11 protein-coding genes are annotated in these 13,054 nt (G+C 65.2%); 4 read left to right on the plus strand and 7 right to left on the minus strand.

Features of this window, described 5'->3' with window-relative positions:
• Positions 1-93 precede the first annotated feature (93 nt).
• From AACG97_RS11595 to AACG97_RS11605, 3 genes are all read left to right on the plus strand, one after another.
• A complete protein-coding gene (locus AACG97_RS11595; RefSeq protein ID WP_197884831.1) occupies positions 94-411 on the plus strand; it encodes a hypothetical protein in 318 nt (105 codons plus the stop codon).
• A gap of 7 nt (positions 412-418) precedes the next feature.
• Positions 419-616, plus strand: a complete 198-nt coding sequence (locus AACG97_RS11600; protein WP_029887314.1) for a DUF1289 domain-containing protein — start codon at positions 419-421, stop codon at positions 614-616.
• A gap of 241 nt (positions 617-857) precedes the next feature.
• Entirely contained in the window at positions 858-1,646 is a 789-nt protein-coding gene (locus AACG97_RS11605; protein WP_054903951.1) for a substrate-binding periplasmic protein, read from the plus strand.
• A gap of 21 nt (positions 1,647-1,667) precedes the next feature.
• On the opposite strand, the gene AACG97_RS11610 is transcribed toward AACG97_RS11605, so the two are convergent.
• Genes AACG97_RS11610 through AACG97_RS11625 form a run of 4 tightly spaced genes read right to left on the minus strand, consistent with a single transcriptional unit; the run spans position 1,668 to position 6,803 of the window.
• Positions 1,668-2,687 carry an XdhC family protein gene (locus tag AACG97_RS11610; protein ID WP_047149645.1) on the minus strand — a complete coding sequence of 340 codons (1,020 nt, stop codon included), beginning with the start codon at positions 2,685-2,687 and terminating at the stop codon, positions 1,668-1,670.
• A gap of 50 nt (positions 2,688-2,737) precedes the next feature.
• Entirely contained in the window at positions 2,738-4,081 is a 1,344-nt protein-coding gene (locus AACG97_RS11615; protein WP_225785597.1) for a c-type cytochrome, read from the minus strand.
• 17 nt (positions 4,082-4,098) lie between these two features.
• On the minus strand, positions 4,099-6,348 hold the full coding sequence (locus AACG97_RS11620) for a xanthine dehydrogenase family protein molybdopterin-binding subunit (RefSeq protein WP_197884834.1): 2,250 nt from the start codon (positions 6,346-6,348) through the stop codon (positions 4,099-4,101).
• Positions 6,348-6,803, minus strand: a complete 456-nt coding sequence (locus AACG97_RS11625; protein ID WP_009686563.1) for a (2Fe-2S)-binding protein — start codon at positions 6,801-6,803, stop codon at positions 6,348-6,350. The genes AACG97_RS11620 and AACG97_RS11625 overlap by 1 nt, the downstream gene beginning before the upstream one ends.
• 244 nt (positions 6,804-7,047) lie before the next feature.
• On the opposite strand from AACG97_RS11625, the gene AACG97_RS11630 reads away from it, so the two are divergent.
• The gene (locus AACG97_RS11630) at positions 7,048-9,234 is read left to right on the plus strand and encodes an OsmC domain/YcaO domain-containing protein (protein ID WP_232554979.1); all 2,187 of its coding nucleotides are present in this window, start codon (positions 7,048-7,050) and stop codon (positions 9,232-9,234) included.
• An 8-nt stretch (positions 9,235-9,242) separates the two neighbouring features.
• Here the strand turns inward: AACG97_RS11630 and AACG97_RS11635 are convergent, their stop codons facing one another.
• The 3 genes from AACG97_RS11635 to AACG97_RS11645 are packed head-to-tail and all read right to left on the minus strand — an operon-like array spanning position 9,243 to position 13,050.
• Positions 9,243-10,970: an FAD-dependent oxidoreductase gene (locus AACG97_RS11635; protein WP_225785596.1), complete on the minus strand. Its 1,728-nt coding sequence runs from the start codon at positions 10,968-10,970 to the stop codon at positions 9,243-9,245.
• A 41-nt stretch (positions 10,971-11,011) separates the two neighbouring features.
• Complete coding sequence (locus tag AACG97_RS11640) at positions 11,012-11,332, minus strand: NIPSNAP family protein (protein WP_029887308.1); 321 nt, start codon at positions 11,330-11,332, stop codon at positions 11,012-11,014.
• A complete protein-coding gene (locus tag AACG97_RS11645; protein WP_232554980.1) occupies positions 11,317-13,050 on the minus strand; it encodes an FAD-dependent oxidoreductase in 1,734 nt (577 codons plus the stop codon). The genes AACG97_RS11640 and AACG97_RS11645 overlap by 16 nt, the downstream gene beginning before the upstream one ends.
• Between the last annotated feature and the right edge of the window lie 4 nt (positions 13,051-13,054).

The following is a 13,054-nucleotide window of genomic DNA, read 5'->3' on the forward strand; positions in this document are numbered from 1 at the left end:
GCTGGTGAGCATTACCCGGGGCCGCACATCAAGCACCGTAGAAGCGCTGTCGCGTGCGGGCCCGGCCGTACCAGGAAACGGAGATTCGTAATAATGGCCACTGACCGTGTGAGCCTGATTCATTTCGATAAACTGAGCATGAGCCCTGCCGCAGCCGAGCGGTTCCAGCATGCTCTCGATGCGCTGGAAGCGCTCAAGCTGCAAGACCGTTACGTTTACCTCATCGCGCCTTACCTTGGGGATATCGCTGACGCTAGCGACGCCGACCAATTGCAGACGGCCTTGGAACAAGGTCTACGCGTTGTCGACGAGCTGGTGGCCGCCTACTCGGTCAACAAGGTCAAGGCCGATGAAGTGAGCAAAGTGTTCAAGGATGCTGGCGCGCGCGCGCGGGCTGAATTACCCGGCTGAACGGCATATGGCCAAAGACATCGACAACCCCTGCGTTTCGCTGTGCCAGCTCAACAGTGAGCTGTGCGTGAGCTGCGGTCGTACCCGCGAGGAAATCCGCAAATGGCGGGGCATGAAGCGCCCCGAGAAGATGGCGACCGTGCAGCGGGCGGCCACGCGCATGAAGGCCATCGCCAAGAAGGCGGCCAAGCGGCAGGTCAGTTAGGCCCTGCTGGCAGCCCATCAGCCCCCACAGGGGGCGCAAAGCTTGAGGTCTGCACTGCTTCCTGTGGGAGCCCGGCTTGCCGGCGATGGGCCGCACTCCTTTTTTGCCCATAAAAGGTCCGCTAGTCGGCCTCTGATGGTCCAGACTGTATGCAGCCCCACACCTGATGCAGCCGACCAGCATTGCTCAAGCCATTGGTCACCCAGCGGGGCGGCGAAGTTACAACTGCCGAGGGTCGTTGATGATCAAGCGTTGCCTGCGCCACGCCTTGCCCTTGTTGTGCCTGATGCTGCTGCCCCTGGCGGCGGTAGCCGATGACACATGCCGACGGCTGACCGCCACCGGTAACCCGGAATACCCGCCTTACCTGTGGCGCGATCCGCGCAACCCGCAGCAGTTGATGGGTGCCAATGCCGATTTGCTCAAGCACCTGGGCAAGCAGCTCGGGCTGGAGATCGACGTGGTTTACGCGGGGCCGTGGTCACGCGCGCAGGAAGAAGTGCGCACTGGTCGGATCGACCTTCTGGCCGGGTACTTTCGCACCGAGGCGCGGCAACAGCACATGGACTTCATCGAGCCACCGTTCCTGGCCACCCCCAGCGTGGTCTGGGTGCGCCAGGGTGACGCCTTTGCCTACCGGCAATGGGCGGACCTGAAGGGCCGCAAGGGCGGTACGTTGGTGAACAACAGCCATGGCCAGCAGTTCGATGAGTACGCGCAGGCTCATCTCACGCTCGAAGCGGTACCCACTGCTCGCCAGGCGTTCGAAAAACTGGTGCACAAGCGCAGTGCCTACGTGGTTTACGAACAGTACCCAGGCATGGCCCTGGCGCGCACACTGGGTATTGGCGGTGCCGTGCAGGTACTGCAGCCACCGGTCTCCAGTGAAGGGTTGTACCTGGCCATTTCGCATAATTCACCCTGCAACCAACCACAGCTGCGCGCAGCACTGGCCCGGGAAATGGCCAGGATCGTGGGCGGAGCCCTGCCGCAGCAGTTGTTGAAGCAGAACATGGAGCAATGGCAATGACAGGTCGTGCGCAGGCCGTTGCTACAGCGCGTGGGCCAGCTGCTCGGCTTCCTTGGCGTTGCTGACGTTGACCGCGCCAGGCAAATGCACATCATTTTTTGCCGCCAGCAGCTCGGCCATCACGCTGACGGCAATTTCCGCCGGGGTCTTGCTGCCGATATAGATGCCTATCGGCCCATGCAAACGCTGTAGCGACGCTTCGCTTTCGCCGAAATGCTCGATCAGCCGCTCACGGCGCAGTTGGCTGTTGCGCCGCGAGCCGATGGCGCCAATGTAGAAGGCCGGGCTGTGCAAGGCTTCGAGCAAGGCCAGGTCGTCCAGCTTGGGGTCATGGCTGACGGCAACGATGGCGCTGCGCACATCTGCCTTGAAGGCACGGACCACATCGTCTGGCATGCCTGGCAGCAGGGTAACGCCGGGGATGCTCCAGCCTGCCGTGTATTCCGGGCGCGGGTCGCACAACGAGACACTGAAGCCGTTGAACAGGGCCATGGTTGCGAGGTACTCGGCCAGGGCGCCAGCACCGATCAGCAGCAGGCGGTAACCAGGCCCAAGGGTGCTGCACAGGCGCTGGCCATCAAACCTGAACAGTTGTGGGGTAGCGGTGGCAACCAGGCTGGCAGCACCCGTGTGCAAGTCGAGTTCGCGACACATCAGGTTGCCGCTGTCCAGGCTGGCCAGCAGTTGTTCCAGGTGCGACAACGCGGGCGCGAACTCCAGCACCAGTTCAAGGGTGCCGCCGCAGGGCAGGCCGAAACGGTGGGCTTCGTCGGCGCTGACGCCGTAGCGCACCACCTGCGGCTGGCCGCTGGGCATGCCGGGGCCGCCATAGGCGCTGGTGTAGCGGTGGATCAGGTCGTCCTCAATACAGCCACCGGATACGCTGCCAACCACCCGGCCATCGCTGCGCAGCGCCATCATCGAGCCGACCGGGCGCGGTGAAGAGCCCCACGTACGGGCGACCGTGGCAAGCAGGGCGCGGTGGCCGCCGGCAAGCCAGTCGCGGGTGGTGCGCAGCACCAGCAGGTCGATGCTTTCCATGGAAACTCCATTACAACACTGTCGAGAAGGTTGGCTCAGGCATGCCCCCTTCAGCGCATATGCAAGATGATGGGGCTACTGCTGGCCGGGTCGGTGTGCCCGCGCAACTTGCTTACCGCCTGCGCGTCCACCGCGCCGCCATGGTTGCCCCAGGCCGAGCGCACGAACGTCAGCACTTCGGCGATCTCCTTGTCCCCCAGTTGCTCGCGAAAGGCCGGCATACGGTAAGCATCAGGCACTCCAGCAGACACTACCCGCTGTGAACCGTTCAAGGTGATATTGATCGCCGACGCGTCTTCTTTGGCCAAAGCCGATGTAGCCCCGGCCAGTGGTGGCATCGATGGCGCCTGGCCCTTGCCGTCCAGGCCATGGCACGACGCGCAGCGGGTCACGTAGGTGTGCGCCCCGGGGGCGTCCAGCCGCTCGGCAGCCGACACCGCCTGGTACTGCCAGGGCGAGCCATCGCGCTGAGGGTCACCGGGCAGCGACTTCAGGTAATGGGCGATGGCGGCCAGGTCGTCGTCAGTCATGAACTGGGTGGAGTTGTTGAATGCCTCGGTCATCGAACCGAATACCACGGCATGGCGGTTGCGGCCGGTCTTGAGGAACTGGGCGATTTCAGCTTCGCTCCAGCGCCCCAGCCCGGTGTTGTGGTCCGCACGCAGGCTCGGTGCATACCAGCCATCGAGCAATGCCCCGGCCAGGTACGCTGTGCCGCTGTCGTCCAGGGCCTTTTCGTTGAACGCCAGGCCACGCGGCGTGTGGCAACTGCCGCAGTGGCCAGGGCCCTGGACGATGTAGGCACCTCGGTTCCACTGCGCGTCCTGCCCCGCCTGGGCGGTGTACGGCGCGGTCGGGGCGAACAGGCCGTTCCACAGCGCAATGGGCCAGCGCAGGTTCAGCGGCCACGGGATATCGCTGGGCAGGTTGGCTTGTTTGGCCGGCTGCACGCCGTGCATGAAGAACGCATACAGGGCCTTTACGTCGTCGTCGCTGAGTTTGGCGTACGAGGGGTAGGGCATGGCCGGGTACAAGCGCCGGCCACCGGGCGCCACGCCGTGGCGCACGGCGCGGTCGAAGTCCGCCAGGCTGTAGGCGCCGATGCCAGTGTCGCGATCGGGGGTGATGTTGGTGGCATGAATGGCCCCCAGCGGAGTGGCCATTTGTAGCCCGCCGGCGAACGGTTGGCCCTCTGGCAGGCTGTGGCAGGCGACGCAGTCGCTGAGCCGGGCCACGTACTCGCCACGGCTGACCAGCGCTGCGGCGGCGGTGTCGGCCTGCGCGTCGGTGAACGGCGAAGCGGGCTCGCGGGTGACATACCAGGCCAGCAGGCCCGCCGCGATCAGGCACGGCAGCGCCAGCCAACCAGCGGTTCTTGCGAAACGATGGGTCATGGGGCAATCCTTGTGCGTCAGCTGAAGGTGTGGCGGCTCATTGGCAGGCTGCGTACGCGCTGGCCGGTCAGTTGCGCCACCGCGTTGGCCACTGCCGGCGCGACTGCGGGCAGGGGCGGTTCGCCAATGCCGCCCATTTTCGCCCCGCTTTCGACAATGCGCACATGTACCCGTGCCATGCGCGAAGGCGGCAGGATCGGGTACAGGTCGTAATTGCGCGCGCGCGGCTTGCCATCCACGTACACCGCTTCTTCCACCAGCGTCTGCGACAGGCCCAACGCCACCGCACCATTGACCTGGTGCTCGATGATGGCCGGGTTGACGATACTGCCGGGGTCGATGGCCTGCCAGATATCGTGCACCTTGACCTGGCCGTTCTCCATCGAGACTTCGGCGATGACGGCAGCGTGAGAGCCGAAGGGCGAGGCCATGGCCACGCCACGGGCCCGCTTGCTGCCATCTTCGGCGGTGAACGGCCCGCGCTTCCAGCCCCCGGACAAGTCGGCGACCGCGTTCAGCAGGGTGGTCAGCCGGGGGTTGTCGCGCAGCAGGTGTAGGCGCAGTTCGAACGGGTCCTTGCCACCTTTGTCGGCCAGTTCGTCTAGAAACGACTCATAGAAGAAGTCGTTCAGCGAGTTGCCTACCGAACGCCAGTAGCCGAGCATGGCCGGGCCTTTGACATAGACCTGGGCAATGCGTTTGTTGGCGATGGCATAGGCCTTGCCCGACAGCCCCTCAAGCGCGGTGGGGTCGACCTTGTCGCCCTGCTTGCCCGCCAGGGCCTCGGTCGGGCCTTCGGTGGCGCTGACCGCTTCGATGGCCACCGGCAGGCCGTCGGCATCGAGCCCTGCGCGGAACTTCACCACGGCGACCGGGCGCAGTACATCACGCAGAAACTCTTCTTCGCGGCTCCAGATCAGTTTGACCGGCCGGCCCACCGCCTTGGCCAGGGCAATGGCCTGCGGGTAGGGGTTGGCCGATTCGTACAGGAAGTGGCGGCCGAAGAAGCCGCCCAACAGAGGCGAGTGCAGGTTGATCTGGCTGGTTTGCAGGCCGGTGCGTTGGGCGATGTCGTCACGGAACATGTCTGGGGCCTGGTTGGGCAGCCAGACATCCAGCGTGCCATCGGCATTGAAGCGGGCAAGGGCCGACGGTGGCTCCAGCTGGGCATGGTTCAGGTACTGGTTGTGGTAGCTGGCCTCGACCCGGGTCTTGGCATTGGCCAAGGCACCCGCTACATCGCCTTCGTTTTCTTCATCGCGCGCCGGGCCGTCGACCGTGGCCAGGTGCTCGCGCCAGCCGTCGCTGGAAAAATCAGCCGGCATCGCCCGTAGCGTGCTGTCGGCAGCTGGCTCTTGCCAGTCGACTTGAAGGGCTTCGACGGCGCGCTTGGCGTGCCACCAGCGTTCAGCGACCACCGCTACCGCCCCTGGCAACTGATGCACCGAGTGCACGCCGTTCATTGCCTTGACCTGGCCTTCGTTACGCAGGCTGCCAACGGTCATGCCCAGGCGCGGCGCATGCTGCACGGCGGCGTGGAGCATGCCGTCCACCTTGATGTCGATGCAGTATTGGGCTTTGCCGGTGGATTTGTCGTAGGCATCCAGGCGCCGAACCGGCTTGCCGATCCAGCGGAACTGGCCAGGGTCGCGCAGCTTGACGCTGGCCGGGTCGGGTACCGGCAGGTCCATGGCCCGCCCGGCCAGTTCGCCGTAAGGCACCGAGCGGCCACTCGTGGTATGTACCACGTTACCCGGGGTGCTCGACAGTTCGGCCACTGGCACCCCCAGTTTTTCGGCGCCAGCCTGCAGCAACATGGCCCGGGCGAGGGCGCCCAAGCGGCGCATGGTGGGGTAGCTCATGCGTACCGACATGCTGCCGCCGGTAATCCGCATGCCGTTTTCCATCACCACATAGGCTTCGCCGGGTGGCGCGCTTTCGACCACGAAGTGCGCGGGGTCCACGTCCAGCTCTTCACCGACGATCTGGGCCATAGCGGTGAACGGGCCCTGGCCGCCTTCCATGAACGGGCTGAGCAGGCGCACCGTACCGTCTGGGCGAATTTCCAGAAACGCTGGCACTTGGGTGCCGCGTTCTGCTGTGGCCACGGCGGCGGCTTGCACCCGCGGCACGCCCACCGGCAGGCCGAAGCCCAGCACCAGTGCGCCCACGGCAGTGCCGGCGAGGAAGCGACGGCGTGACAGGTTGACCGTTTCGCCGCGCTGCAGGCCGAGCAGTTCGGCAGGGGTATCGACGGGTGTGTTCATCAGGCCTGCTCCCCTTGGGCCAAGTCGTGCATGGCGGCATGGATGGCGTTGTAGGTGCCGCAGCGACACAGGTTGACCATGGCTGCGTCGATCTGCTCGGCGCTGGGTTTGGGCGTGTGCTTGAGCAGCGCGGTGGCCGCCATCACCTGGCCGGACTGGCAGTAGCCGCACTGAGCCACCTGGTGGTCGACCCACGCTGTGACCACCCGTTGGCCGACCGGGTCGGCTTCGATCGCTTCGATGGTGGTGACCTCGCGGCCGACCACGCCGGCCACCGGGGTGACGCAGGCACGGACCACGTTGCCGTCGACCAGTACCGAACACGCGCCGCACTGGGCCAGGCCGCAGCCATACTTGGTGCCGGTCAGCCCTAGGTCATCGCGGATCACCCACAACAGGGGCGTGTCGGCGTCCGCCTCGACCTGGTAGGTCTTCTGGTTGATGCGTAGTTCCATGGTTCACCTGCCAGTCATCGGTTGTTGTCGCGGGGTCATGTCGGGTGGGGAATACATTGTTCCCCGGTGGGGAAACGCTAGCACAGGCCAGCGGCCACCGGTTTGAACCGGGTGGCAGGTTCAGAGAATCAGGCAAGTAATCCGTTGTAATGCGCAACTGGGCAGCCAGGCAGGACGTGCGCGGTAAAAACCCGGATAATGCCGGCCAATTTCGTCTTGCACGCTTAAATCACGGTAATCCCGCATGGAAATCAAGGTTAACTTTCTCGACAATCTGCGCCTCGAAGCGAAGTTCGACGACTTCACGGTGATCGCCGACCAGCCGATCCGCTACAAAGGCGATGGTTCGGCCCCGGGCCCGTTCGACTACTTCCTGGCGTCTTCGGCCTTGTGTGCGGCTTACTTCGTCAAGCTTTACTGCCAGACCCGCGACATACCGACAGAAAACATCCGCCTGTCGCAGAACAACATTGTCGACCCGGAAAACCGCTACAACCAGATCTTCAAGATCCAGGTGGAACTGCCCGAGGACATTTCCGAAAAGGACCGCCAGGGTATCCTGCGTGCCATCGACCGCTGCACGGTGAAGAAAGTGGTGCAGACCGGCCCGGAGTTCGTCATCGAGGTGGTCGACAACCTCGACGCCGATGCGCAGGGCCTGCTGATGCCGGTGTCCGATACCAGCACCTGCATCCCCGGCAAGGACCTGCCGCTGGAGCAGACCATCGCCAACATGTCGGGCATTCTCGCCGGGCTGGGGATGAAGATCGAGATCGCCTCATGGCGCAATATCGTCCCCAATGTGTGGTCGCTGCACGTTCGCGACGCGCAGTCGCCCATGTGCTTCACCAACGGCAAGGGCGCTACCAAGGAGGCCGCACTGGCCTCGGCGCTGGGCGAGTTCATCGAACGGCTGAACTGCAATTTCTTCTACAACGACCAGTTCTGGGGCGAAGACCTGGCCAATGCCGCGTTCGTGCATTACCCCGACGAGCAGTGGTTCAAGCCCGGCCCGCGCGACGCGCTGCCGGCCGAGATTCTCGATGCGCATTGCCTGGAAATCTACAACCCCGATGGCGAGCTGCGCGGCTCTCACCTGTACGACACCAACTCCGGCAACACCGCGCGCGGGATCTGCTCGCTGCCGTTCGTGCGCCAGTCTGACCAGCAAGTGGTGTACTTCCCGTCCAACCTGATCGAAAACCTGTTCCTCAGCAACGGCATGAGCGCTGGCAACACCCTGGCCGAGGCGCAGGTGCAGTGCCTGTCGGAAATCTTCGAGCGGGCGGTGAAGCGTGAAATCCTCGAAGGCGAATTGTGCCTGCCGGATGTGCCGCACGAGGTCCTGGCCAAGTACCCGGCCATCCTCGCGGGTATCCAGGGCCTGGAAGCGCAGGGCTTCCCGGTATTGGTCAAGGATGCCTCGCTGGGGGGGGAGTTCCCGGTCATGTGCGTGACCCTGATGAACCCGCGCACCGGTGGCGTTTTCGCTTCGTTCGGTGCCCACCCAAGCCTGGAAGTGGCGCTGGAACGCAGCCTTACCGAACTGCTGCAGGGGCGCAGCTTCGAGGGCCTGAACGACCTGCCGCAACCGACCTTCGAAAGCCATGCGCTGACCGAACCGAACAACTTCGTCGAACACTTCATCGATTCCAGCGGGGTGGTGTCGTGGCGTTTCTTCAGCGCCAAGGCCGACTTCGAGTTCATCGAGTGGGACTTCTCTGGCCACGGCGCAGACTCCAACCAGCAGGAGGCCGCCACGCTGTTCGGCATTCTGCAAGACATGGGCAAGGAAGTGTACATGGCGGTGTACGACAACCTGGGCGCCACAGCCTGCCGTATCCTGGTGCCGGGTTATTCCGAGATCTACCCGGTCGAAGACCTGATCTGGGACAACACCAACCGCGCCCTGGCGTTCCGTGCCGACATCCTCAACCTGCACAGCCTCGACAGCCGCTCGCTGAAACTGCTGCTCAAGCGCCTGGACAACTGCGATGTCGATGACTACACCACCATCACCACGCTGATCGGCGTGGAGTTCGACGAGAACACTGCCTGGGGCCAGCTGACCATTCTTGAACTCAAGCTGCTGATCTGCCTGGCCGTACAGCGCTTCGAAGATGCCAAGGAGCTGGTCGAGGCGTTCTTGCAGTTCAACGACAACACCGTCGAACGTGGCCTGTTCTACCAGGCGCTGAATGTGGTGCTGGAGGTGCAACTGGATGACGAACTGGAGCTGGGCGACTACGAGGCCAACTTCCGCCGCATGTTCGGCAATGCGCGCATGGACGCGGTGCTGGGCTCGGTTGACGGCAGCGTCCGCTTCCATGGCCTGACCCCGACCAGCATGAAGCTCGAAGGCCTCGACCGGCACCTGCGGTTGATCGAGAGCTACAAGAAGCTGCATGCGGCGCGGGCCCGCTTCGCCTGATAGCGGCTTTAGACAGCGTTGAATGGCGCTGGCAAGGCATGCAGCAGGTCGGGCAAACCCGCCCCGGAACTGCTCAACGCCATGCCAGCGATATAGCCAAAGGTCATGCCCGGCCCCAGGGTAATACCGCCGCTCGGGTAGTGCCCGCCCATCACGCTGTGCATATCGTTGCCCACTGCATACAGCCCGGGAATAGGCTGCGCCTGATCGTTCAGCACCCGGGCCGCCGCGTCTGTCGCCAGGCCGGCAAACGTGCCAAGGCTGCCGGGCAACAGCTTGACCGCGTAGAACGGCCCGTTCAGCAGGGGCCGTAGCGAGGGGTTGGGCCCGTGCAACGGTTCCCCTTGGGCGCGGTTATAGGCTGACGCGCCGCGGCCGTAAACGGGGTCCAGGCCCTGTGCCGCATGCTGGTTGAACGCCGCCACCGTGCACTGCAACTGCGCCGCATCGATGCCACAGCGCTGTGCCAGCTGGGCCAGGCTGTCGCCCTTGTGCAAGTAGCCACAGCGTTGGTAGATGCGGGTGGGGAACGGAAAGGGTTTGGTCCAGCCAATGCCATAGCGCCGTTGCGCGGCATGGTCGCAGATCAGCCAGGCCTGCGCCGGCTCGCCCTGCGGCGTGGCGGCGAACAATGCATTCATGAAGTCGTGGTAGCAATCGGCCTCGTTGGCGAAGCGCCGGCCATCGCTGCGTACCGCAATGAAACCGGGTTTGGCGCGGTCGACCAGGTGTGGAAAGTGGCCATGACTGCCATCGCGGCGTGGCACCTGCGACACGGGCGCCCAAGCCCCGGCATGGGCACCGCAGCTATGTACCTGGCCACCGGCCTGTTCGCCCAGGCGCAGGCCGTCCCCGGTGTTTTCCCGGGGCGCGGCAGAATAATGCTGGTGACCCTGCGGCGCATGCGGCATCAGTTGCGCAATACGCTGACGATCATGCGGGAAGCCCCCGCAAGCCAGCACCACGCCACGGCGCGCATGAATCACCTGGCCGTCGGCAAACTGTGCGCCGCCGACCCTGCCTGAGCCCAGCAGGCGCGTGGCCGCTTTGCCGGTCAGCACGGTCACGCCCAGATCGAGCGCACTGCGCAGCAGGCGTGCCACCAGCGCGTTACCATTGACCAGCTGCTGGCCGCGACGGTGCAGCAGCAGATCGCGGCCATGGCGCAGCAGCCGCCTGCCGACATGCATGGCCGCCTTGGGCGAGCGGGTGGCGTTGAAGAAGGCGGCCATGTCGGCGCCCCCGGCAATGCCCATGCCGGCCAGGCTGACGATGTCCAGCGGCGGGCGCAGCTTGTACAGCCAAGGCCCCAGCCGGCGCCCGTCGTAGGGCAGTGCGCACAGCGAGCGGCCGCCGTGCGCACTGCCGTCACCTGCGTGCATGTCGGGCATGCGGCTGCCGCTTTGAAACTGCACGGCAGTGTGCCGCTGGAAAAACGCCACCATTTCCGGGCCGTGGTGCAGAAACGCCTGTTGGCGCGCATCCAGTTCACTGACATGGGTTTGCGCGCGCAGGTAGCGCTCCGGGGCGTCGCCCGTCTCGACGATGCCCTCGGCAACGGCCAGCGGGTTGCGGGGTATCCACAGCCAGCCGCCCGACCAGGCGCTGGTGCCACCCAGGTGGGTGGCCTTTTCGGCGATGATTACCTGCTGGCCATGGTGTGCCGCAGTCACGGCGGCCGCCAGGCCCGCGGCACCAGCGCCGATGACCAATACGTCGCATTGCAGAGGTTGCATGGCGTGGTTCCGTAAGGGCGGTGAGAAGGGGGGTGCAGGGTTTACTGCAAGGGCGAAAAACCGGTCGGCCGCATCAACCGTGAGTGCAGGCGCACGACTGCCCCCAGCTCCCGGTTGCGCCGCGAGAATTCCGCCCAGCGTGGGTCCGCCGCCATGGCCGCCCGGCGCGCCATGCGCTCGTCCAGGCTGCTATAGCCCCAGATATGCACCACCTGGTTGACGTCGCCGAACTCGCTGGTGAAAAAGCCCACCAGGTTGCCCAAATGTTCGCTTTGCACCTCCAGCGCGTGGCTCTGGTACAGCGCGAGCCAGTCGGCCATTTTCAGGGGGTCGAGGGTGTAGGTTCTCAGTTCGTAGTACATGCTGGGGTCTCCGTGGGGGTGGTGGGCGCCTGCAGGCGCGCAGCGATGTGGTTGGCAGCGAGCCAGCCGAACGTCAGGGCAGGGCCCAGGGTGATGCCGGGCCCGGGGTAGGTGCCTTTCATCAGTGAGTTCATGTCGTTGCCAACCGCGTACAACCCGGCGATGGGCTGACCGTTGCGGTTCAGTACATTGGCATCGGTGTTGGTGACCAGGCCGCAGGCCGAACCGAGGTCGCCGGTGTGGAGGCGGATGGCGTAGAACGGCGCGCGGGTGAGCGGCGCCAGGCAGGGGTTGGGTTGGTGCTGCGGGTCGCCCATGTAGCGGTTGTAGCTGTTGCCGCCTTTGCCGAACGCACGGTCGGTGCCCGTGGCGGCATCACGGTTGAACTGCTCGAGGGTGCGGGCAAGCCCCTCCGGGTCCACGCCGATGGCCTGGGCCAGGGCTTGCGCTGTGGTCGCCCGGTACAGGTAGCCGGCATCGACCAGCGCCTGGTTGTTCACGGGGCTGGGCCGCGCCAGGCCCAGGCCATAGCGGTGCATCGCCTGGCCATCACAGACCAGCCAGCAACTGCTGATGCCTTTGGCGAACATGGTCTGCACGAAATGGTGGTACGAGTCGGATTCGTTGACGAAGCGCCGGCCGCTGGCGTCTACCGCAATCACGCCCGGTTTGGCGCGGTCGGTCACCAGGTGCGGGAAACGTTCGCGGCGACCGTCGGCATGGCGCAGTTCGGAAACCGGTGCCCAGAAGAAGTTCGCCGCCAGGCCGTCGCCAACTGCGGCGGCCACTGCCTGGCCAAGGCGCAGTGCGGCACCGTCGTTGCTCGGCGGTGACATGCTCAGGTGCGCGCCCGCTTGCGCTGGGCGGTAGCTGGCGGCCAGCGCGCCAGCGGCGAACCCACCCATGGCGCACACCACGCCGCCACGGGCCATTACCCGTTCGCGGCGCCCGTCACGCTGTATCACCACGCCGGTGACCCTGCCGCACTCGGTGATCAGCTCCACGGCGGCGCTGTTCAACCACAGTTGCGTGCCATGGGCGAAGGCGCTGGTGGCGAGCCGGGCGACCAGTGCGTTGCCGGTCGTCAGCCGCGTGCCGCGCGGGTGCTGCAGCCTGTCCCGCCCATAGCGGGCCAACAGCTTCAGGCAGTGCCACAGTGACCGGGGCGAGCGGCGCATGCTGAGAAAGTGCTGGATGTCCACGCGGTTGACCATCATGCCGCCGAACAGCAGCATGCCCGGCGGTGGCATCTGCAGCGCTTTGAAATGTGCACCGAGTCGCCTGCCGTCGTATTCGACCATTTCCAGCGCGCGGCCAAACTCGGTGGCGCCGGGGGCGTGCGGGTAGTAATCCGGCGAGTGCGGGCGCACGGAATAGCGCAATTCGGTGTGTTGCTCCAGCCAGCGCAGCGCCTGGTGACCTTGCTCGATGAAGGCGTCGGCCAAGTCTGCGTCGTAGCCGTTACCAATTACGTGTTTGAGGTAGGTGCGCATGGCCTCGGGGGAGTCTTCGGCCCCCGCCGCGCGCCCCTGGTCGGTGCCGTACAGCCACACGGCGCCCCCAGAACTGGCCGAAGTGCCACCGAAGTGCCCGGCCTTCTCCACCACCAGCACTTTCAGCCCACGGCAGGCAGCCGTAGCGGCGGTGGCAAAGCCGCCGGCGCCACTGCCCAGCACAACCAGGTCGTAGCTATGTGATGCTGCTTCATGAGTCGCCATGGCT

Source organism: Pseudomonas sp. Nvir, assembly GCF_963778085.1.
GTDB classification, from domain to species: domain Bacteria; phylum Pseudomonadota; class Gammaproteobacteria; order Pseudomonadales; family Pseudomonadaceae; genus Aquipseudomonas; species Aquipseudomonas juntendi.

Excerpts from the sequence above, each read along its gene's own strand:
- AACG97_RS11595 (WP_197884831.1), top strand. The coding sequence starts at position 94 with ATGGCCACTGACCGTGTGAGCCTGATTCATTTCGATAAACTGAGCATG.
- AACG97_RS11600 (WP_029887314.1), top strand. The coding sequence starts at position 419 with ATGGCCAAAGACATCGACAACCCCTGCGTTTCGCTGTGCCAGCTCAAC.
- AACG97_RS11605 (WP_054903951.1), top strand. The coding sequence starts at position 858 with ATGATCAAGCGTTGCCTGCGCCACGCCTTGCCCTTGTTGTGCCTGATG.
- AACG97_RS11610 (WP_047149645.1), bottom strand. The coding sequence starts at position 2,687 with ATGGAAAGCATCGACCTGCTGGTGCTGCGCACCACCCGCGACTGGCTT.
- AACG97_RS11615 (WP_225785597.1), bottom strand. The coding sequence starts at position 4,081 with ATGACCCATCGTTTCGCAAGAACCGCTGGTTGGCTGGCGCTGCCGTGC.
- AACG97_RS11620 (WP_197884834.1), bottom strand. The coding sequence starts at position 6,348 with ATGAACACACCCGTCGATACCCCTGCCGAACTGCTCGGCCTGCAGCGC.
- AACG97_RS11625 (WP_009686563.1), bottom strand. The coding sequence starts at position 6,803 with ATGGAACTACGCATCAACCAGAAGACCTACCAGGTCGAGGCGGACGCC.
- AACG97_RS11630 (WP_232554979.1), top strand. The coding sequence starts at position 7,048 with ATGGAAATCAAGGTTAACTTTCTCGACAATCTGCGCCTCGAAGCGAAG.
- AACG97_RS11635 (WP_225785596.1), bottom strand. The coding sequence starts at position 10,970 with ATGCAACCTCTGCAATGCGACGTATTGGTCATCGGCGCTGGTGCCGCG.
- AACG97_RS11640 (WP_029887308.1), bottom strand. The coding sequence starts at position 11,332 with ATGTACTACGAACTGAGAACCTACACCCTCGACCCCCTGAAAATGGCC.
- AACG97_RS11645 (WP_232554980.1), bottom strand. The coding sequence starts at position 13,050 with ATGGCGACTCATGAAGCAGCATCACATAGCTACGACCTGGTTGTGCTG.